General features: G+C 71.4%; 19 protein-coding genes. 14 read left to right on the forward strand and 5 right to left on the reverse strand.

Annotation, left to right across the window (positions count from 1 at the left end):
• Positions 1 to 126 precede the first annotated feature (126 nt).
• From N4G63_RS18965 to N4G63_RS19005, 9 genes are all read left to right on the forward strand, one after another.
• Positions 127 to 1287, forward strand: a complete 1161-nt coding sequence (locus tag N4G63_RS18965) for an acyl-CoA dehydrogenase family protein (protein WP_260787295.1) — start codon at positions 127 to 129, stop codon at positions 1285 to 1287.
• Complete coding sequence (locus tag N4G63_RS18970; protein ID WP_260787294.1) at positions 1284 to 2249, forward strand: acyl-CoA thioesterase; 966 nt, start codon at positions 1284 to 1286, stop codon at positions 2247 to 2249. Before N4G63_RS18965 ends, N4G63_RS18970 begins: the two co-directional genes overlap by 4 nt.
• A 65-nt stretch (positions 2250 to 2314) precedes the next feature.
• The gene (locus N4G63_RS18975; RefSeq protein ID WP_314600059.1) at positions 2315 to 3127 is read left to right on the forward strand and encodes an enoyl-CoA hydratase/isomerase family protein; all 813 of its coding nucleotides are present in this window, start codon (positions 2315 to 2317) and stop codon (positions 3125 to 3127) included.
• A gap of 170 nt (positions 3128 to 3297) precedes the next feature.
• Positions 3298 to 4383 carry a CaiB/BaiF CoA transferase family protein gene (locus N4G63_RS18980; RefSeq protein ID WP_260787292.1) on the forward strand — a complete coding sequence of 362 codons (1086 nt, stop codon included), beginning with the start codon at positions 3298 to 3300 and terminating at the stop codon, positions 4381 to 4383.
• Between the two features lie 16 nt (positions 4384 to 4399).
• The gene (locus tag N4G63_RS18985; RefSeq protein ID WP_260787291.1) at positions 4400 to 5968 is read left to right on the forward strand and encodes a long-chain-fatty-acid--CoA ligase; all 1569 of its coding nucleotides are present in this window, start codon (positions 4400 to 4402) and stop codon (positions 5966 to 5968) included.
• 120 nt (positions 5969 to 6088) lie between these two features.
• Entirely contained in the window at positions 6089 to 7258 is a 1170-nt protein-coding gene (locus N4G63_RS18990; RefSeq protein WP_260787290.1) for an acyl-CoA dehydrogenase family protein, read from the forward strand.
• Positions 7259 to 7290: 32 nt separating this feature from the next.
• Positions 7291 to 8079 (forward strand): enoyl-CoA hydratase/isomerase family protein, encoded by a 789-nt coding sequence (locus tag N4G63_RS18995; RefSeq protein WP_260787289.1) that lies wholly within the window; start codon positions 7291 to 7293, stop codon positions 8077 to 8079.
• A gap of 85 nt (positions 8080 to 8164) precedes the next feature.
• Positions 8165 to 9367, forward strand: a complete 1203-nt coding sequence (locus tag N4G63_RS19000; RefSeq protein WP_314600060.1) for a PAS domain-containing sensor histidine kinase — start codon at positions 8165 to 8167, stop codon at positions 9365 to 9367.
• Positions 9364 to 10038 (forward strand): response regulator, encoded by a 675-nt coding sequence (locus N4G63_RS19005; RefSeq protein ID WP_260787677.1) that lies wholly within the window; start codon positions 9364 to 9366, stop codon positions 10036 to 10038. Before N4G63_RS19000 ends, N4G63_RS19005 begins: the two co-directional genes overlap by 4 nt.
• Positions 10039 to 10087: 49 nt before the next feature.
• Here the strand turns inward: N4G63_RS19005 and N4G63_RS19010 are convergent, their stop codons facing one another.
• The 5 genes from N4G63_RS19010 to N4G63_RS19030 form a co-directional block, all read right to left on the reverse strand.
• Positions 10088 to 11392 (reverse strand): FAD-dependent oxidoreductase, encoded by a 1305-nt coding sequence (locus N4G63_RS19010; protein ID WP_314600061.1) that lies wholly within the window; start codon positions 11390 to 11392, stop codon positions 10088 to 10090.
• On the reverse strand, positions 11389 to 12537 hold the full coding sequence (locus tag N4G63_RS19015; protein WP_443112069.1) for an acyl-CoA dehydrogenase family protein: 1149 nt from the start codon (positions 12535 to 12537) through the stop codon (positions 11389 to 11391). Before N4G63_RS19015 ends, N4G63_RS19010 begins: the two co-directional genes overlap by 4 nt.
• A gap of 166 nt (positions 12538 to 12703) precedes the next feature.
• Positions 12704 to 13252 carry an OsmC family protein gene (locus tag N4G63_RS19020; protein ID WP_314600062.1) on the reverse strand — a complete coding sequence of 183 codons (549 nt, stop codon included), beginning with the start codon at positions 13250 to 13252 and terminating at the stop codon, positions 12704 to 12706.
• 45 nt (positions 13253 to 13297) lie between these two features.
• Entirely contained in the window at positions 13298 to 14176 is an 879-nt protein-coding gene (locus tag N4G63_RS19025) for a sulfurtransferase (protein ID WP_260787287.1), read from the reverse strand.
• A gap of 201 nt (positions 14177 to 14377) precedes the next feature.
• Positions 14378 to 16012 carry a sigma 54-interacting transcriptional regulator gene (locus N4G63_RS19030; protein ID WP_314600063.1) on the reverse strand — a complete coding sequence of 545 codons (1635 nt, stop codon included), beginning with the start codon at positions 16010 to 16012 and terminating at the stop codon, positions 14378 to 14380.
• A gap of 216 nt (positions 16013 to 16228) precedes the next feature.
• Between N4G63_RS19030 and N4G63_RS19035 the strand changes: the two genes are divergently transcribed.
• From N4G63_RS19035 to N4G63_RS19055, 5 genes are all read left to right on the forward strand, one after another.
• Positions 16229 to 17701 (forward strand): CmpA/NrtA family ABC transporter substrate-binding protein, encoded by a 1473-nt coding sequence (locus tag N4G63_RS19035; RefSeq protein ID WP_260787284.1) that lies wholly within the window; start codon positions 16229 to 16231, stop codon positions 17699 to 17701.
• Positions 17702 to 17833: 132 nt separating this feature from the next.
• A complete protein-coding gene (ntrB, locus tag N4G63_RS19040) occupies positions 17834 to 18745 on the forward strand; it encodes a nitrate ABC transporter permease (protein WP_314600064.1) in 912 nt (303 codons plus the stop codon).
• Between the two features lie 111 nt (positions 18746 to 18856).
• Positions 18857 to 19759, forward strand: a complete 903-nt coding sequence (locus tag N4G63_RS19045; protein ID WP_314600065.1) for an ABC transporter ATP-binding protein — start codon at positions 18857 to 18859, stop codon at positions 19757 to 19759.
• Complete coding sequence (gene cynS / locus N4G63_RS19050) at positions 19756 to 20199, forward strand: cyanase (protein ID WP_260787283.1); 444 nt, start codon at positions 19756 to 19758, stop codon at positions 20197 to 20199. Before N4G63_RS19045 ends, cynS begins: the two co-directional genes overlap by 4 nt.
• Positions 20200 to 20264: 65 nt before the next feature.
• Complete coding sequence (locus N4G63_RS19055; protein ID WP_260787674.1) at positions 20265 to 20762, forward strand: nuclear transport factor 2 family protein; 498 nt, start codon at positions 20265 to 20267, stop codon at positions 20760 to 20762.
• Positions 20763 to 20788 lie beyond the last annotated feature (26 nt).

The following is a 20788-nucleotide window of genomic DNA, read 5'->3' on the forward strand; positions in this document are numbered from 1 at the left end:
AAGCGCCTTCGGCGCCTCACCCCAGGGGGCACCGCCAGCGGCCCGTCCAAGCCGGTTCCGCGGCGGTCGCTGGCTTGCCGCCCTGCCCTGCCGCCCCTGTGCTGCTTTGCCAACCGGACGACCCACATGACTGCCCCACGAGACGACGCCACCGACGCCCTGCGCGACAGCCTGGCGCGCTGGCTGGCCGACCGCATCGACCTGAACCACCACGCCCGCGCCGATGCGCCGCCGGCCGGCCCCGCCTGGGCCGGCCTGGCCAGCGATCTGGGCCTGCTGGGTGCCGGCTTCACAGAAGGCGCTGGCGGCCTGGCCGCCGATGCCGCCGAGGCCTGGCGCAACCACCTGGCGATCTGCGAGACCCTGGGCGAATGGCTCAGCGCCGAGCCCTACATCGGCAGCGCGGTGGTGGGCGGCGGCCTGCTGCAGCGCGCCGGCACGGCCACCGCGCAGGCGGTGCTGGCCGAGCTGATCGACGGCCGCGCCCTGCTGGCCTGGGCCCATGCCGAACCTGGCGCGCGCGGCGACCCGGCCGATGTCTCGGCGGCGCTGCTGCCCGGTGAAGGCCGGGCCGAATGGCTGCTGCATGGCCGCAAGACGGCGGTGGTGGCCGCGCCCTGGGCCACGCACCTGGTCGTCAGCGCGCGCCGTGCCGGCCAGGCGGGCGATGCGGCGGGCCTCGACCTGATCCTGCTGCCGCTCAACGCCGCCGGCATCAGCCGCCGCGACACGCGCACGCTGGACTGCGGCGTGGCCAGCGAAATCGCCTTCGACGGCGTGGCCGTGGCCCAGGCCGATCTGCTGGCGCCTGCGGGCCAGGCCGGCCCGGCGATCGCCCGCGCGCTGGACGAGGCCGCGCTGGCCCTGTGCGCCGAAAGCCTGGGCACCACGCGGCGCCTGTTCGATGCCACGCGCAGCCACCTGCGCGAGCGCCAGCAGTTCGGCCAGCCGCTGGCCGCGTTCCAGGTGCTGCAGCACCGCCTGGCCGACATGCACATCGCGCGCGAGCTGGCCGCCGCGCTGGTGGCCGCGGTGGGCGTGCAGATCGCCGACGCGACGCTCACGCCCGAGGCGCGGGCGCTGGCCGTGTCATCGGCCAAGGTGGCGGTGGGCAAGGCCTGCCAGCGCGTGGGCGAGCAGGCGGTGCAGATGCACGGCGGCATGGGCGTGACCGAAGAGCTGGCAGTGGGCCGCTTCTTCCGCCGTGCGCTGCAGATCGAGCGCAGTGCCGGCAGCAGCGGGCAGCACCTCTTGCGCATCGTGTCGCTTCAGCACTCGTCGCCATGAAACGCGAAGCCTGGCGCCGTGATCCGGCGGCCTACCCGTTCCAGACCGAGATCGCCCCACGCTGGTCGGATGTGGACACGCTGCGCCACCTGAACAATGTGGCGCTGATGGGCCTGCATGGCGAAGCCCGCATGCGCTGGCTGGCCGCCTGCCTGGGCCACAGCGGTGTGGACGCCGACCAGCCGGCGCTGCGCCCGGTGAGCGTGGCCACCGACTTTGTGGCCCAGGCGCACTACCCCACGCCGCTGCAGGCCGGCGTGCGCCTGCGCGCGGTGGACGCACAAGGCTTCGAGCTGGCCACCGCGCTGTTCCAGCAGGGCCATTGCGTGGGCCTGGCGGCCACGCGCATGGCGGCCTGGCAGGACGGCCAGCCCGGCCGGCTGCCCAACGCGCTTCATGCGCGGCTCAATCAATGCCTGGCCGATCAGGCCGCCCTGCCGCCGCCGCCCGCCGGGCACACGCAGGCGCAGGCGCACGACGCGGTGATCGACCACCATGCCGCGCCGGCCGACCGCGATCACGCGCCGCCGCACTGGCATGGCATGACCACGCGCTACGCCGACCTCGATGCGCACCAGGGCCTCAGCGAGCTGGCGCTGGCACGCCTGGTGGAGCACACCCGGCTGCGCCTGCTGCGCCGCGGCACCACACACCGGCCGGGCGCGGGCAACAGCGCGCCGGCGCTGAGCTTTCTGGTGGCGCACCTGCGGCTGCAGCTGCTGGCGCCCGGCTGGGCCGGCGGTGGTGCCTGGCAGATCGGCGCCGGCGTGGCCGAGCTGGGCCGCAGCGCGATCCGCCTGCGCAGCTGGGTGCGCGATCCCAACGACCTGGTGGCCGTGGCCGACAGCGTGCTGGTGTGCACCGACCCGGTCTCGCAGCGCCCCGCGCCGCTGGACGAGTCCACACGCCAGGCCATGCAGGCCCTGGCCATGGTGCCGGCGGCCCACCCGGCGCCGGGCTGACATCCCGGGCTTCGTTCGCTGCCATTTCCACATGCCGGGCCCCCCGGCCCTCACCGGAGACAAGCATGGCCCACGCCGCCGACGACCTGCTGTTCGAGCGCCAGCCAGACGGCCTGGCCATCCTCACCCTCAACCGCCCGGCGCGCCTGAATGCGCTGACCGGCGACACCGTGCGCGCGCTGTGCGCCCGGCTCGATGCCGTGGCCGCCGACTCCACGCTGCGGGTGCTGATCATCACTGGCGCCGGCCGCGGCTTCTGCGCCGGCTGGGACCTCACCAGCGGCTCGGCCTCGGGCAGCGGTGGCAGCGACGACGTGACCGGCTACATGGCCGGGCAAGAGCTGTTTGCCGGCATGGTCAAGCGCGTGCGCGCGCTCGACAAGGTGGTGATCGCCGCGGTCAACGGCGTGGCCGTGGGCGCCGGCCTGGCGCTCACGCTGGCCAGCGACATCCGCCTCGCGGCGCGCTCGGCCAGCTTCCACATCGGGGCCATCCGCATCGGCCTGACGGCGGGTGAATGTGGCATCAGCTACCACCTGCCACGCCTGGTGGGCGCGGCGCGCGCCTTCGAGCTGATGCTCACCGGCCGCCCGGTGCCAGCCGATGAGGCCGGCCAGATCGGCCTGGTGGCCCGCGTGGTGGACGACGCCGCGCTGCTGGCCGAGGCCCTGGCCATGGCCCGGGCCGTGCTGCGCAACAGCCCCTATGCCACGCGCCACACCAAGCAGCTGATGTGGGCCAACCTCGAGGCGCCCAGCCTCGATGCCGCCATCGAGCTGGAAAACCGAGCCCAGGTATTGGCCCTGTGCACGCAGGATTTCAAGGAGGCCGCCAAGGCCTTTGCCGAGAAACGCCCGCCGGTGTTCACCGGGCGTTGACCCACCCCCGTAGCGCCTGCGGCGCCTCCCCCTCAAGGGGGCGCCGCCAGTGGCCCGGCGAAGCCGGTTCCACGACGGCCGCTGGGTCAACAGTCACTTCGTCTCTTCCGACGATGGCCGGCGCCGCCGGTCTTTTGCAACATCGGGCACTGACTGACAGGAGAGCCACGATGGCAGGTTCCGCCGCTGGGCCATTGGCCGGGGTGAAGGTGATCGAGATGGCCGGCATCGGCCCGGGCCCGTTTGCGGCCATGGTGCTGGCCGATCTGGGCGCCGATGTGCTGCGCATCACGCGCCCGGGCACACCGCTGCAGCCCAGTGACATCACCACCCGCAGCCGCCGCCAGCTGGCGCTCGATCTGCGCCAGCCCGAGGCGGTGGCGTCGCTGCTGCAACTGGTGGCCCAGGCCGATCTGCTGATCGAGGGCTTTCGCCCCGGCGTGATGGAGCGCCTGGGCCTGGGCCCCGAGGTGTGCGCCGCGCGCAACCCCAGGCTGGTGTTCGGCCGCATGACCGGCTGGGGACAGCATGGCCCGCTGGCCCAGGCCGCCGGGCACGACATCAACTACATCGCCATCACCGGGGCGCTGCATGCCATCGGCCGCAGTGGTGAATCGCCGGTGCCGCCGCTGAACTACGTGGGCGATTTCGGCGGCGGCGGCATGCTGCTGCTGGTGGGCGTGCTGGCCGCGCTGCACGAGGCCCGCGCCTCCGGCCGGGGCCAGGTGGTGGACGCCGCGATGACCGACGGCACCTCGCTGCTGTCGGCCTTCATGTACGGCTTTCATGCCGCCGGCCGCTGGAGCAACCAGCGCGGCGAGAACATGCTCGACGGCGGGGCGCACTTCTACGACACCTACGCCTGCGCCGATGGCAAGTACGTGGCCGTGGGCGCCATCGAGCCGCAGTTTTATGCTGAGCTGCGCCAGCGCTGCGGCATCGACGACCCGATGTTCGACGGCCAGATGGATGCGGCGCGCTGGCCGCTGCTGAAGCTGCGCCTGGCCGACGTGTTTCGCACCAAGACCCGCGACGAGTGGTGCGCGCTGCTCGAAGGCAGCGACGCCTGCTTTGCCCCGGTGCTCGACTGGGACGAGGCGCCGCAGCATGCGCACAACCGGGCGCGGGAGACGTTTGTCACCGTGGGTGGGGTGGTGCAGCCGGCGCCGGCGCCGCGCTTCTCGCGCACGGCTTCTGCCACGCCGACGGCGCCCGTGGCCACCTCGCTGGAAGACGCATTGGCGAGCTGGCGCTGAAATCAAAGGCACAACCATGTACCTGACCCAAGCCGTCCACAAGGGCGTACGCGAACGCCCCAACGACATTGCCGCCGTCTTCGGCACCGAGCAGCTCAGCCGCAGACAGCTCGCTGAACGCGTGGCCCGGCTCGCCGGCGCGCTGCAATCCCAGGGTGTGCAGCCCGGTGACCGCGTCGGCATGCTGGGCCTCAACAGCATCCGCTACCTCGAGTTCTTCTACGGCACCTGGTGGGCCGGCGGCGCGGTGAACCCGGTCAACATCCGCTGGAGCCCGGCCGAGGTGGCCTACTCGCTCGACGACTGCGACACCCGCATCCTGCTGGTCGACGATGCTTTTGCCGCCATGGTGCCGGCACTGCGCGCGCAGAGCCGCTCGCTGACGACCGTGATCCACTGCGGCACCGGCCCCACGCCCGAAGGCGCACTGAGCTACGAGGCGCTGATGGCCGCGGCCACGCCGGTGCCCGATGCCTGCCGCCACGACGCCGACCTGGCCGCCATCATGTACACCGGTGGCACCACCGGCCGGCCCAAGGGCGTGATGCTGAGCCACGGCAACCTGTTCGTGAACGCGCTGTCGGGCTCGGCGGCCATACCGCGCGCGCCCTTCACCAGCGGCCTGGTGGTCTCGCCGATGTTCCATGTGGCCGGCTGCGGCCTCAGCATCATCCTGATGATGCGCCTGGGCACCGCGGTGATCGTGCCGGGCTTCGACGAGCTGGCCATCCTGCAGGCCGTGCAGCAGCACCGGCCGGCCGAGATGTTTCTGGTGCCGATGATGATCCGGCGGCTGATCGAGCACCCGCGCTTTGCGCAGTTCGATCTCTCGTGCATCCAGCTGGTGCTGTATGGCGCCGCGCCCATCGAGGCCGCGCTGCTCGAGGCCGCGATGGCCGCGCTGCCCAATGCCGGCTTCGCCCAGGCCTACGGCATGACCGAGCTGTCGCCCACCATCACGCTGCTGAGCCCGAAAGACCACCTGCCCGGCCCGGAGGGTTCGCAACTTCAGGCCACGCGCCTGCGCGCCGCCGGCCGGCCGGTGCCGATTGCCGAGGTGCGCATCGTCGACCCCGACGACAACGAAGTACCCATCGGCCAGGTGGGCGAGATCTGCGCCCGCGGCCCGATGGTGATGCAGGGCTACTGGAACAAGCCGGCCGAGACCGCCGCCGCGCTGAAGGGCGGCTGGATGCACACCGGCGACGGCGGCCGGCTCGATGCCGACGGCTACCTCTACGTGGTGGACCGCATCAAGGACATGATCGTCACCGGCGGCGAGAACGTGTACTCGGCCGAGGTGGAAAACGCGCTGGCCAGCCTGGACGGCGTGCAGCAGTGCGCCGTGATCGGCGTGCCCGACGAGCAATGGGGCGAGCGCGTGCACGCGGTGATCGTGCGGCGCGAGGGCAGCGATGTCAGCGAGGCCAGCGTCATCGCCCACTGCAAGACCCTGATTGCCGGCTACAAGTGCCCGCGCAGCGTGGAGTTTCGAACCGAGATGCCGATGTCGGCCGCCGGCAAGCTGCAGAAGTTTGCGCTGCGCGAGCCCTACTGGGCCGGCAAGAACCGTCGCGTGAACTAGGGCCCCACCGTGGGGGGAAGCTCAGTTCCTTGGGTCGGCCCGGCGGAACCGAGTCCCGCCGACAACATCACCACAACACCCCCAACCACAACACCCCCAACCACAACACCCCAAAGCACCATGGCACTGGACCTGAAGCGCTCCTGGAGCGACCCCGACCTCGACCAGTTTCGCGACACCGCGGCGCGCTTCGTCGACAGCGAGCTGGTGCCCGACGACGAGGCCGCGCGCCAGCGTGGCAACGTGGGCCATGCCGTGTGGCGCAAGGCCGGCGAGCTGGGCCTGCTGTGCACCGACATCCCCGAGCAGTACGGCGGCGGCGGTGGCGATTTCCGCCACGAGGCCACGATCACCGAAGAATGTGCGCGCCGCGGCATCAGCGGCTGGGCTCACTCGGTGCACTCGATCGTGGCCCACTACTTTCTGAACCACGGCACCGAGGCCCAGAAGCAGAAGTACCTGCCCCGCCTGGCCCGCGGCGAGCTGGTGGGCGCCATCGCCATGACCGAGCCCGGCGCCGGCAGCGATCTGCAGGGCATCCGCGCCCGCGCCGACCAGGTGGACGGCGGCTATCTGCTCAACGGCAGCAAGACCTTCATCACCAACGGCTTCCTGGCCGGCGTGGTGCTGGTGGTGTGCAAGACCGACCCCACCCTGGGCGCCAAGGGCACCTCGATCCTGATCGTCGAGACCGGCCGCCACGCCGGTGGCCCGGGCGACACGCCGGGTTTCCGCGTCGGCCGCGTGCTCGACAAGATGGGCATGAAGAGCCAGGACACCTCGGAGCTGTTTTTTGCCGATGTGCGCCTCTCGGACGACGCTTTGCTGGGCGGCAAGCCCGGCCAGGGCTTCTTCCAGCTGATGGGCGACCTGCCGTATGAGCGGCTGTTCATCGGCGTGGGCGCCGTGGCCGGCATGGAGGGTGCCTACGAGGCCACGCTGGCCTATGTGCGCGAGCGCAAGGCCTTTGGCCAGACGGTGGCCGACTTCCAGAACACCAAGTTCAAGCTGGCCGAGGTGGCCACGCAAATCGCCGTGGGCCGCGCCTTCATGGACAAGTGCGTGGAGCAGATCGTGGCCGGCACGCTGGACACCGCCACCGCCAGCATGGCCAAGCTGTGGGGCGCCGAGACGCAGGGGCGGGTGCTGGACGAGCTGCTGCAGCTGCACGGCGGCTACGGCTTCATGAACGAGTACCTGGTGACCCGCATGTATGCCGACGCCCGCGTGCAGCGCATCTACGGCGGCACCAGCGAGATCATGAAGGAAGTGATCTCCCGCGCGCTCTGATCATCCATCGGCACCAGAACCCAGGCTTCAAAATGAGCGTTCTTCTTGTCCACGAGGAAGGCCAGGTCGCCTGGCTGACGATGAACCGGCCGGAGCGCCTGAACGCGATGGACGAGAGCCTGGTGACCGCGCTGCGCGAGTACATGCAGGCGCTCTACCAGCGGCCCGAGATCCGCGTGGTGGTGCTGCAGGGCGCGGGCCGCGCCTTCTGCGCCGGGCTCGACCTGAAAGAGCGCGCGCCCGCCGGGCGCCGCGGCGCAGCCGATGTGCTGAAGCACCAGCGCAGCATCCGCGACATCATGCTGGCCATGCGGCGCTGCCCGCAGCCCATCATCAGCGTGGTGCAGGGCGCGGCCTCGGGCGGCGGCTTCGGCCTGGCGCTGGCCAGTGACATCCGCCTGGCCACGCCCGAGGCGCGCTTCAACGCCGCCTTCATCCGCATCGGCCTCACCGCCTGCGACATGGGCGTGAGCTACTTTCTGCCGCGCATGGTGGGTGCTTCAGTGGCGGCTGAGCTGATGCTCACCGGGCGCTTTCTCGGTGCCCAGCGCGCGCTGGCGCTGGGCCTGGTGAGCCAAGTGGCCGAGCTGCCCGAGTTGCAGGCCGAAGCCCGCTCACTGGTGGCCGACATGCTGCGCACCACGCCGATGGGCTTGTCGCTCACCAAGGACTGCCTGAACTTCAGCATCGACGCGCCCAGCTTCGATGCGGCCATCGCGATGGAAGACCGCAACCAGGTGCTCAGCAGCCAGAGCGAGGATTTCCAGGAAGGCATGCGTGCCTTCCTCGACAAGCGCGAACCGCGCTACCAGGGGCGCTGAGCCCGCCACGGCCCGCGCACTGGCGCCGGCCGCGTGGCCGCACGCCCGCGCGGCGCACTGGCACGGTGCTTGCTGCCCCGTGGCCGTGCAGTTTGCCCCCACCCTTGCCGCCGACAGCGCCCCGCCCGAGCGCGGCGATGCCTCGCGCCGCCTCTCGCTGCTGCTGGACAGCACCGGCGAGGGGATCTACGGCATCGACATGCACGGCTGCTGCACCTTCGTGAACCGCGCCGCCTGCCAGATGCTGGGCTGGCGCCCCGAAGCGGTGCTGGGCCGCAACATGCATGCGCTGATCCACCACCACCATGCCGACCAGCGCCACTATGCCGAGTGCGACTGCCCGATCTACCACGCCTTTCGCCGCGGCGAGCCCTGCCGCATCGACGGTGAGGTGTTCTGGCGCGCCGATGGCAGCGCCTTTCCGGCCGAGTACTCCAGCTATCCCATGCTCGAAGCCGGCCAGGTGACCGGCGCGGTGATCACCTTCACCGACATCTCGGCGCGCAAACAGGCCGAGGAGCTGCTGCGCCGCAGCCGCGACGAGCTCGAGCAGCGCGTGGCCGAGCGCACCGCGCAGCTGCGCGAACTGGCCGCGCACATGGAGCTGCTGCGCGAAACCGAGCGCAAGCGCATCGCGCGCGAGATCCACGACGAGCTGGGCAGCCTGCTGGTGGCGCTGAAGATGGACCTGGCCTGGATGGGCCGCCGCGTGGGCCATCCCGAGCAGCAGGCGCCGCTGCAGGCCAAGTGCCGCCACATGGGCAGCCTGGTGGACACGGCGGTGGACGCGGTGGGCCGCATCATCACCGACCTGCGCCCCAGCATCCTGGACCACCAGGGCCTGTGGGCCGCGCTCGAATGGCAGGCGCAGGAGTTTCGCGATGCCGGCGCCGACGAGCGCGAGGTCGACTTCCGCATGGTCATCGCCGCCGATGTGCCGCCGCCGGGCGGCGGGCTGGCGATTGCGGTGTTCCGCATCTTCCAGGAGGTGCTGAGCAACATCGCGCGGCATGCCGGCGCACGCCACGTGACCATCCGCATCGACGTGGACGCACCGCCCGCGCCGGTGCTCTACCTGCAGGTGCGCGACGACGGCGTGGGCGCGGCGCCCGAGGCGCTGAACGCCCCCGACAGCTGGGGCGTGATGGGCCTGCGCGAGCGTGCGGCGCACTTTGGCGGGCGCATCGGCATCGAGAGCCGGCCGGGCGGCGGCACCACGGTGCGGCTGGTGCTGCCCTTGGCGCCGGACGGGCCGGATGGTCCGGATGGCAGCGGAGACTGCGCATGATCAGAGTGCTGATCTGCGACGACCACCAGATCGTGCGCCAGGGCCTCAAGCAGATCCTGGCCGACGCTGGCGACCTGGCCCTGGCCGGCGAGGCGGCCAGCGGCCCCGAGTTGATCGGCCAGCTGCGCACGCTGCTGGCGGCCGATGCCGGCCTGCCGCTGCAGGCCCTGCCGGTGGTGCTGCTGGACATCGCGATGCCGCAGCGCGACGGGCTCGACATCCTGAAGGCGCTCAAGACCGAGTGGCCCAGGTTGCCGGTGCTGATGCTCAGCACCTACCCCGACCGCCAGTACGCGGTGCGCAGCCTGAAGCTGGGCGCGGCCGGCTACCTGAACAAGAGCGCCGATGCCGAGCAGATGGTGGCCGCGGTGCGCAGGCTGGCCGGCGGTGGCCTGTTCATCACGCCGGCGGTGGCCGAGCAGCTGGCGCACACCCTGGGCGGTGGCGGTGGCGGTGGCGAACGGCCGGCACACGAGCTGCTGTCGCACCGCGAGCACCAGGTCTACCGGCTGCTGGCCACCGGCGCCAGCGTGGGCGAGATCGCCGAGCAGCTGGTGCTCTCGCCCAACACGGTGAGCACCTACCGCGCGCGCATCCTCGAGAAAACCGGCGTGCGCAACGATGTGGAACTGGCGCTGTACGCCGTGCGCCAGGAGGCCGGCTCAGCCTGAGCGCTTGAGCGGTTTCTTGCTGCGCGGGCACATGGCGGCCCGGAGTCACTCAGGCCGCGGCGGGCAAGCGCACCGTGATCGGCATGGCGCTGGTCTTGATGCGCAGCAGCGACTCGGCGTCGGCCGGCGCAGCCAGCGGCAAGGGCCGGCCGGTGATGGCCGCCGCAATGGCCGCCGCCTGGCGCGTGATGGGCGCGATGAAGCGGCTGGCGCGGCCCTGCTCCACCACGCAATCGCCCAGCGCATGGATGCCGGCCACGCTGGTGGCCGCCGTGGCGGGGTTGATCACGATGCCGCCGGCCGCGGCGTCGAAGGCCAGGCCGGCGCTGCGCGCCAGCCGGTCGGGCGCGCGCAGGCCGGTGGCGGCGATCACCTGGTCCACGGCCAGCACCCGGCCATCGGCCAGGCGCAGCTGCCAGCGCGCGGCCGCGGCCGGCGGGCCGGGCTCGACACCGGCCACCGCCACGCCGCCCTCGAAGCAGATTGGCAGGCCCTGCGTCTGCCAGGCATCCAGCAGGCGCTGCGACACCTCGGCCGCCACCTGGGTCGCCAGCGGTCGGGCGGCCTGGTCGAGCAGGCTCACGGCATGGCCGGCCAGCGCCAGATCATTGGCCAGCTCGCAGCCCACCAGGCCCGCGCCCACGATGGCCAGGCGCTGCGGCGCGCCCGCCAAGGCCGCACGCATCTTCTGATAGGCCGGCAAGTCGTTCACCCGCCACACCCGGCCCGGCGGCAGGCAGGCCGGCAACGCCGGCTGCGCGCCATGGGCCAAGACCAGGTGCTGCCAGCGCAGCGTGCCGCGCGTGGTGCGCAGGCGCCGCGCCAGCGGATCAATGGCCACAGCCACCGCGTCGGTGATCAGCTGCACGCGCCAGCGCGCGGCGGCCACGGCCGCCGGCTCGCGCACCAGGGCCTGCGGGTCGAGCCCGCGCGCCACGGCCACGCTGAGCTGCGGCTTGTCGTACACATCGCCGGGGCAGGCCGTCACCAGGCTCAAGGGGCCGGCCCAGCCGGCCTCGCGCAGCGCCTGCACCACCTGCCAGCCGGCGCGGCCCGCGCCGACGATCACCACGCCAGGCTGGCGTGAGGGCGGCAGCCCGGTGACCGATGGCGCCGACGCCAACGCCGCAGCCACCGCCGGCTGCGCGTCACCGATCGGCTCGAACTCGGCCTTGCCCACGCCGCACACCGGGCAGGCCCAGTCGTCGGGAATGGCCTCGAAGCGCGTGCCGGGCGCCAGGCCACCATCGGGGTCGCCCAGCGCCTCGTCGTAGACGATGCCGCACACGCGGCACAGAAAGCGCCGCCAGGGCAGCGCCGCCGCCGCATCCATCGCCACGGCCGCTGCGCTCATGCCGGCAGCTCCGGTGCCGATAGGCGCGCGATCTCCTTGCGCAGGTGCTTGATGGCCGGCGAGACGATGGCCACGAAGTGCGATTCACGCACGCGCCGCTGCACATCGCTGGACAGCAGGTAGCCACGCGCGCCGGCATGCATCAGCGCCGATTGCGCGGCGCGCAGCGCCAGCTCGCTGGCATGGGCGCGGGCATCGAGCACGTCGATGAAAAACTCGTTGCCCGGCGCGAAGGGCGTGCGCGCCAGCAGCTCGATGCGCGCCCACAGCGCATCCAGCTCAGCCTGCAGCGCATCGGGGCGGTCGTCGAGGAAGCGGTTCACATGGCCCAGCGCCGGCTCCACGCGCCACATCGAGGCAATGGCGCCCTGCGCCACGCCCAGGCCGAAGCCGCACTGCAGCAGGATGAAGCCCGCGCGCACCCGGCCCACCCAGGGCCGCGCCGGGCGGGCGATGAGATCGGCATCGCCGATGAACAGCTCGTTGCAGCGGATGGCCCAGGTGCCGGTGCCCTCCATGGCGCTGAAGCTGGGGCACTCACGCAGCTGCACGCCGGGTGCATCGCAGCGCAGCAGGAACATCAGCTCCTCGCCGCTGCCTTCCACCGCGGCCAGCGTGCCGAAGTAGTGGTCGGGCCCCAGGTTGCTCACCCACGGCAGCGTGCCGTTGATGCGCCAGCCGCCGTCCACCGGCCTGGCCTTCAGCAGCAGGGGCTCGATGCCGGCATAGGCCTTCATCGGGTTGCTCATGCCGGTGCCACCCAGGCGCCGGCCGGCGGCATGCTCGGCCAGCACCGTGCCGGTGAGCGCCGGGTTGCCGCTTTGCTGCAGGTACAGCCCGCACACCTGCTGGCACCACACCATGAAGCCGGTGGCACCGCACACCGCCGACACCTCGGCCATGGCGCGGATGGCGGCGGCATAGTCGCCCGCCGCATCGCCCGGGCCCAGGTGGGCGGCATGGGCGCCCACCGCGCCGAGTGACTGCAGCACCTCGCGCGGGTAGCGGCCGCGGTCGATGACATCGGCCTGCTCGGCCAGCGGGCCGTGGGCGATGGCGCGCACCGCATCGAGCATCGCGGCCATGCGGTCGGCGGCGGCGGGTGGCGCCGGGATCGGCGGTGCCAGGGTGTCGGCCAGGGCCACGGGCAAGCTCCTTGTTGCGTTGGATTGCTGAAGGCGCGGGGCGCAGAGCTTGAGCGGTTTTCGTCGCGAGCGGGCTCAGGGTGGTTCGAGCAACGCAGCCGTACACCCGTACGGCGAGTAGCGCAGGGCCGCCATGTGCCCGCGCAGCAGAAAAACGCTCAAGCTCTCAGGCCAGCGCGATGTCGAAGGCGATCGGGTTGCGCATCGAGTTGGCCACCGGCGAGTAGGCGTTGGCGTGCTTCACGATCTCGTCGAGCACCTCGCGCGGCGCCTCGCCTTCCAGCACCACCTTCACGCGGATGGCCTGGAAGCCCATCTGCGGCGGCAGCATCTCGGCGCCGCCGGCGCCCCAGGCGGCGGGGTTGCCGATGTCGCCCTCGAGAAACAGCTCGAGCTTGCTGAGCTTGACCTGCTTCCAGGTGGCCACCGCGGTGATGCCCACCGCCAGGCAGCCACCCAATGCCGACAGCACGATCTCGCCGGGTGCCGGCGCGGTGTTCTCGCCAAACAGGTGCAGCGGCTCGTCCACCACCACCGGTGCATGCTCGCCCACGTAGCTGAGCGTGCGGTACTGGCCCTCGGTGACGGTGTGGACCTTGTTGGTGCCGCGCTTGGCCGGGTTGTCTCGGCCAGCGGCGGCAAACTTCATCAGGCCGTCGCGGTCGATCGGGCGCAGCCAGGTCTTCACGGTGGTGGGTTCGGCAATTTCGCTCATAAGCTCCTCCAGCAGGGGGTCAGGTGGGTTGAAAGAAGAAGGAGATCACGCCGCCATCGCCAGCGGCGGCGCGTCGTCGATCGGCAGCGCGGGGTCACGCGACCACTCGTTCCACGAGCCGAAGTACATGCGCACGTCCGAGAAGCCGGCCTGCTTCAGCGCCAGAAAGGTGTTCGACGCGCGCGCGCCCTTGAAGCAGTACAGGTACACGGTGTCGCTCGGCTTGATGCCGGCGGTGGCGCATTCGGCCTGCACCTCCAGCGGGCTCTTCATCTGCGGGCCGCCGGCGCCGGGCTTCATGAAGCGGTACCACTCGATCCACTTGGCGCCCGGCAGCCGGCCCTTGCGCGGCGCGAAGTCGCGGCCGTAGGGGCTGGAGCTCTCGCCCGTCCACTCGTCCACGTCGCGCACGTCCAGCAGCGTGATGGCGGGCTTGCCGAGGGCGGCCAGCACATCGTCCTTGGTGAGCATCACGTCGGCCAGCGCGGCCGCCGGAAACTGGGCGGCCGGCGCGGCCACGGCCTCGGTGCTCACCGGCAGGCCGGCCTTCTGCCAGGCCGGAAAGCCGCCGGCCAGCACCTTGATCTTCGGGTAGCCCAGCCAGGTGAGCAGGTAGTAGCCGCGGCAGCTCTGGCCGTAGCCGTTGTTCAGCGCATCTTCGTAGAACACCGCGGTCTCGGCACCCGACAGGCCCACCGCGCCAAAGGCGCTGGTGAACCGGCTCTGCAGCGCTTGCAGGCCCTCGGCCGTGCTCTCGGCCAGAAAGGTGAAGATCTCGCGCAGGTTGGCCGCGCCGGGCAGGTGGCCGGCGGCATAGGTGTCGGCATCGCGGGTGTCGATGAGCACCACCGGCTCGGCGTTCATCAAGGCCTGCAGTTCGGCCGGCGAGATCAGGACCGAGGAGGACAGGATCGGGGAAGACATGGCAGCGGACTCCTGGTGGCGGGCCCGACGCTGGACCCGGCGGATCCAGGGCAAGGCGCATGCCAGCGCCGTGCGGCCGCTGGCCGAGGCCTGGCCACCCAGGGCAGCGGCCGGCCATGGCGCCTGCAGCCGGGGCCGGGCGCGGGCGGCGGGCGCACGCAATGTCGACAATGTGTTCGGCTTTGTCGACATTTTGGCCGCTCACAATCCGTGTTTGGCGCAACGGTAGCTGAACTGCCGCAGCGTCAGCCCCAGGCGCTGCGCGGCACGGGTGCGGTTGCCGCCGGCCTCGGCCAGCGCGGCGGCCAGTTGATCGCGCGGGTGCGATTCGGCGCGGCGGTAGTCGCGCACCGCGGGCCAGCCGGCGGGCGGCTGGGTGGCGGGTGCAGCCACCGGGCCGGCCGGCACCGGTGCGCCGGCACTGGCCACGGCCCGCCCGGGCATGCCGCGCAGCAGGTGGGCCACGGTGGCCGCATCCACCTGCGGCACCTCGCTCAGCAGCACCAGGCGCTCGATCAGGTTGCCCAGCTCGCGGATGTTGCCGGGCCAGTCGTGCCGGGCCAGGGCCTGCAGCGCATCGGGCGCCAGGATCACGTTGCGCTGGTGCGCCTGGTTGGCGCGGTTGAGAAAGTGCGCGGCCAGCAGCGCAATGTCATCGCGCCGCTCGCGCAGCGCCGGCAGCCGGATCGGGATCACGAACAGGCGGTAGAACAGATCGCGCCGGAAGCGCCCGGCCGCGGCCTCGGCCTCCAGGTCGCGGTGGGTGGCGGCCACCAGGCGCACATCCACCCGGCGCTCACGCTGGCCGCCCAGGCGCACCACCGTGCCCTCTTGCAGCGTGCGCAGCAGCTTGGTCTGCAGGGCCAGCGGCAGCTCGCCGATCTCGTCAAGAAAGATCGTGCCGCCATGCGCCAGCTCGAACCAGCCGGCGCGCTCGCCCTGCGCGCCGGTGAAGGCGCCGCGCTCGTGGCCGAACAGCTCGCTCTCGAACAGCGTGTCGGGGATGGCGGCGCAGTTCACCTTCACAAAGGCCTTGTCGCGGCGCGGGCTGGCCAGGTGCAGCGCGCGGGCGAACAGCTCCTTGCCGGTGCCCGATTCACCCAGCAGCAGCACCGTGGCCTGGGCGGCCGACACACGTTCGAGCTCGCCGATGGCGTTGAGCAGTGCCGGCGCGCTGCCCACGATGCCGTAGCGCGCCGCGCTGCCGCGCAGCGCCTGGGTAAGCACCTCGTTGCGTTGCTGCAGGCCGCGTGTGGCCTCGGCCACCAGGCGCTCCAGTTGCAGCAGGCGGCCGGCCAGCGTGGCCAGGATGCCCAGCACCGCCACATCGTCGGCCAGCGGCCGGCTGCGGCTGCGGATGCGGTGGCAGGCCAGCACGCCCAGCGTGCGGCCCTCCAGCTCGATGGGCAGGGCGATGAAGGCCACCGTCTCGGGCGGCAGGCGGTGCCGCGGCACGCAGCGGAAGAGGAAGGCCGGCTCGGCATCCACGTCCTGCACCACGGCCGGCTGGCCGGTGGCCAGCACGCGGCCGGTGACGCCCTCGCCCGGCGCGTACATGCCGCGCGTGATCTCGGCCGCCGTCAGCCCGTAGGCATGGGCAATGCGCCCGGCCGGCGGCTGCGGGCCGCGGGGGGCGGGCGCGCCGCCTGCGGCCGGTGCCGCCTCGGCCAGCACGATGCGGCCGCGGTTCAGGCCCAGCAGCTCGCTCATCAGGTGCAGCATCTCGCGCAGCACCGGCCGGCTGTCGACGCCGCGGCCCACCTGGCGCATCACCTGGGCCAGCAGCAGCATCTCCTGCGCGCGCCAGTCGATGCCCTCGCCCCGAGACCTCGGCATCGCCGGCGGCAGGCTCTTGGGGGCGGCAACTCGCGGCGGCATGCACGCCAGCATGCGCCAGCCGCGCGCCGCGGTGCAGCGCGCGCGCGGCGATAGCGTTGTAGTGCCAGCCCTACACGCTGCCGCGCCGGCACCACGGCAAAAGGGCCGGCAGCGTGATTGGCCGCCGCGGGGGCGGCTCTCAAGATCGGGCCCATCCCGACCGGAGCCCCCGCCATGCGCCCTGCCGACTTGCCCGCCCCGCTGCCTGCCGCCCCGCACGACGACGCCTACGACCCGTATGACGCCGAGCGCCCGCTGCTGGCGCGCTGCGGGTGCGGTGGCGACCATGCGCCGCAGCAGCACAACGGCCTTGCGGCGCTGCGTGCCGCACAGCAGCCGGGCCCGGCCACGCCCAGCGTGCAGCGCGCCGATGGCAGCACCGACCCCGAGGCCCTGGGCCGGCGCTTCATCGAGGCCAGCCTGGTGAAGGCGCTGTTTCCGCACGAGCCGGTGCGCCGCGCCTTTCTGCGGGCGGTGGGCCGGCGCAGCGCCATGGCGGCGATTGCCAGCGTGCTGCCGGCCGGCGCGCTGACCAGCCTGCAGGCCATGGCGCAAGAGAAGAAGCCGCTCGAAAAGAAGGAGCTGAAGATCGGCTTCATCCCCATCACCTGCGCCAGCCCGCTGATCATGGCCCACCCGCTGGGCTTCTACCGCCAGCAGGGGCTGGAGGTGTCGCTGATGAAGACCGCCGGCTGGGCGCTGATCCGCGACAAGATCATGAACCGCGAGTACGACGCCACGCACTTCCTGAGCCCCATGCCGCTGGCCATCAGCCTGGGCCTGGGCAGCCAGGCGATGCCGATGAACGTGGCCACGATCCAGAACATCAACGGCCAGGCCATCGTGCTGGCCAACAAGCACAAGAACAACCGCGACCCGAAGAACTGGAAGGGCTTCAAGTTCGCGATCCCGTTCGAGCACAGCATCCACAACTTTCTGCTGCGCTACTACCTGGCCGAGCACGGCATCCACCCCGACACCGACGTGCAGCTGCGTGTGACGCCGCCGGCCGAGATGGTGGCCAACCTGCGCGCCGGCAACATCGACGGCTTTCTCGGCCCCGATCCGTTCAACCAGCGCGCGGTGTTCGACGAGGTGGGTTTCATCCACATCCTCAGCCGCGAGATCTGGGACGGCCACCCCTGCTGTGCCTTCGGCGTGCCCACCGCCTTCATCGAGAGCAACCCCAACAGCTTTGCCGCGCTGTACCGCGCGGTGCTCACCGCCGCGGCCATGGCACGCCAGCCCAAGGACCGCGAGCTGATCGCCAAGGTGATCAGCCCCGCGCAGTACCTCAACCAGCCCGAGGGCGTGCTGACCCAGGTGCTGACCGGCAAGTTTGCCGATGGCCTGGGCAATGTGCGCAACGTGCCCGAGCGCGCCGATTTCGACCCCGTGCCCTGGCAGAGCATGGCCGTGTGGATGCTGACGCAGATGAAGCGCTGGGGCTACCTGAAGGGCGAGGTGAACTACAAGCAGGTGGCCGAGAAGGTGTTCCTGATCACCGAGGCCAAGAAGCACATGAAGGAGCTTGGCCAGCCGGTGCCCGAGGGTGCGTACAAAAAGTTCAAGGTGCTGGGCAAGGAGTTCGATCCGGCCAGGCCCGACGACTACCTGAAGGGCTTTGCCATCAGCAAGGCGGCCTGAGCTCATGCCGCCCCCACGTCGCTTCGCGCCTGCCCCCGCGGCACCGCACGGGGCCGCTTCGCGTCCCTGGGGCGCTCAGTCCCCTGGGGCGGCCCGGCGGGACTGAGGTCCCGGCCCACGCCCCACACCACCATGAACACCCCACCCACCCGCGCCGAGCGGCTGAAATCCACGCTGCTGTCGCTGCTGCTGCTGGCGCTGCTGCTGGCCATCTGGCACCTGGCCACGCTGAAGCCCGCGGCCCTGCCCGCCCCCGCCGCCGCCACGCTGACGCCCGAGCAGATCGAATACGCCAGGCTGATGGGCAAGGACCCGGCCACGCTGGCCGCCGCCAGCAGCGGCAGCGGCGCCGTCAGCGGCAAGAGCGGCTTTCCCACGCTGGGCCAGATGGCCGGCGCGCTGCGCGAGAACCTGTCGCGCCCGTTCTACGACAACGGCCCCAACGACAAGGGCCTGGGCCTGCAGCTGGCGCATTCATTGGGCCGGGTGGCGCTGGGCTATGGCATTGCGGCGCTGGTGGCCATACCGCTGGGCTTCGTGATCGGCATGAGCCCGCTGCTGTGGCGTGCACTCGACCCGTTCATCCAGGTGCTCAAGCCCATCTCGCCGCTGGCCTGGATGCCGCTGGCGCTCTACACCATCAAGGACAGCGACGTCAGCGGCATCTTCGTGATCTTCATCTGCAGCATCTGGCCGATGCTGATCAACACCGCCTTCGGCGTGGCCGGCGTGCGGCGCGACTGGCTGAACGTGGCGCGCACGCTGGAGGTGCCACCGCTGCGCCGCGCCTTCGAGGTGATCCTGCCGGCCGCGGCACCCACCATCCTGACCGGCATGCGCATCAGCATGGGCATTGCGTGGCTGGTGATCGTGGCCGCCGAGATGCTGGTGGGCGGCACCGGCATCGGCTACTTCGTTTGGAACGAGTGGAACAACCTGAGCCTGCCCAACATGATCGTGGCCATCGGCGTGATCGGCGTGGTGGGCATGGGCCTGGATGCGCTGTTCGGGCGCCTGCAACGGGCCGTGACCTATGTGGATTGATCCCCCCCGAAGCGCCTGCGGCGCCTCCCCCCGAGGGGGCGTCGCCAGCGGCCCGGCAAAGCCGGTTCCACGGCGACCGCTGGCCTGGATCAGCGCCATGCGAGGTGCAGCATGAGCGGGCACGACTTTCTCAAGGTGGAAGGTCTGGGCAAGACCTACCCCGGCGCCGCCGAGCCGGTGTTCGACGAGGTCAACTTCGAGATCGCACGCGGCGAGTTCGTCTGCATCATCGGCCACTCGGGCTGCGGCAAGACCACCATCCTGAACGTGCTGGCCGGGCTGGAGCAGGCCGGCGCCGGCACCGTGATCATGGACCGCCGCGAGGTGGCCGGCCCCAGCCTCGACCGCGGCGTGGTGTTCCAGGGCCATGCGCTGATGCCCTGGCTGAGCGTGCGCCAGAACATCGGCTTTGCGGTGCGCAGCAAGTGGCCGCAATGGGGCCGCGCCGAGGTCGATGCCCAGGTGCGCAAGTACGTCGATCTGGTGGGCCTGGGCGCGGCCATCGACAAGAAGCCCAGCCAGCTCTCGGGCGGCATGAAGCAGCGCGTGGGCATTGCGCGGGCCTTTGCCATCCAGCCCAAGATGCTGCTGCTGGACGAGCCCTTCGGCGCGCTCGATGCACTGACCCGCGGCACCATCCAGGACGAGTTGCTGAGGATCTGCGCCGAGACGCGGCAGACGGTGTTCATGATCACGCACGACGTGGACGAGGCCATCCTGCTGGCCGACCGCATCCTGCTGATGAGCAACGGCCCGCAGGCGCGCGTGGCCGAGATCGTGGTCAACACGCTGCCGCGATCACCCGAAGAAGGGCGCCAACGCGCCACACTGCACAAGCACGCGCACTACTACCCGCTGCGCAACCACCTGGTCGACTTTCTGGTGGCGCGCGCCGCCGGCCTGTCGCATGGCCGCGCGCCCACCCGGCCGCCCGAGGTGCGCCCGGGCCTTGGCGCCATCACCGCCTCCCCTTCATCCCCCCCGACCCCACCGCACGAGGAGCACACCGCATGAGCCGATTGGACGTCACCGAGAAGATCATCGCCACCAAGGTGGCCAAGGGCATCCAGTGGGCCGACGTGGCCACCAAGGTGGGCCTGAGCAAGGAGTGGGTCACGGCCGCCTGCCTGGGCCAGATGACGCTGGACAAGAAGCAGGCCGACATCATCGGCAAGATCTTCGGCCTGAGCGCCGACGAGAAGAAGTGGCTGATGGTGGTGCCCTACAAGGGCAGCCTGCCCACCAGTGTGCCCACCGATCCGCTGATCTACCGCTTCTACGAGCTGGTGAGCGTTTACGGCACCACCTTCAAGGAGCTGATCCATGAGGAGTTCGGCGACGGCATCATGAGCGCCATCGACTTCAAGATGGATCTGCAGCGCGAGCCCAACCCGGCCGGCGACCGCGTATCGATCACGATGAGCGGCAAGTTCCTGCCCTACAAAACCTACTGATCGGCCCACCCCGAAGCGCCTGCGGCGGCTGCTGGCCTGCATCACCGCAGGCACCGGCCGGCGCGCTGGCTGCCCTCGAGACCCCATACGCACAGGAGCCTGAATGCGCCCCCCTGCCCCCGTTCAACCCCGACAGCGCGGCGCAGAAGGTGCGCCTGGCCGAAGACGCCTGGAACAGCCGCGACCCCGAGCGTGTGGTCGGCGTCTACACCGACGACACGCAATGGCGCAACCGGGCCGAGTTTCCGCAGGGGCGCGACGCGGTGCAGGCCTTTCTGCAGCGCAAGTGGGCGCGCGAGCTGGAGTACCGGCTGATCAAGGAGCTGTGGGCCTGCGACGGCCACCGCCTGGCCGTGCGCTTTGCCTACGAATGGCGCGACGATTCAGGCCAGTGGTATCGCAGCTACGGCAACGAGAACTGGGAGTTCACCGACGAGGGCCTGATGCGCCGGCGCTTTGCCAGCATCAACGACCTGCCGATCCAGGCCGACGCGCGCCTGTTCTTCTGGCCGCTGGGCCGCCGGCCGGATGAGCACCCGGGCCTGAGCGAGCTGGGGCTGTAGGCCCGCAGCGCGGGCCGGGCCGGTGG

The sequence above is a fragment of the Aquabacterium sp. OR-4 genome (genome assembly GCF_025290835.2).
Classification (GTDB): Bacteria; Pseudomonadota; Gammaproteobacteria; order Burkholderiales; family Burkholderiaceae_C; genus Pseudaquabacterium.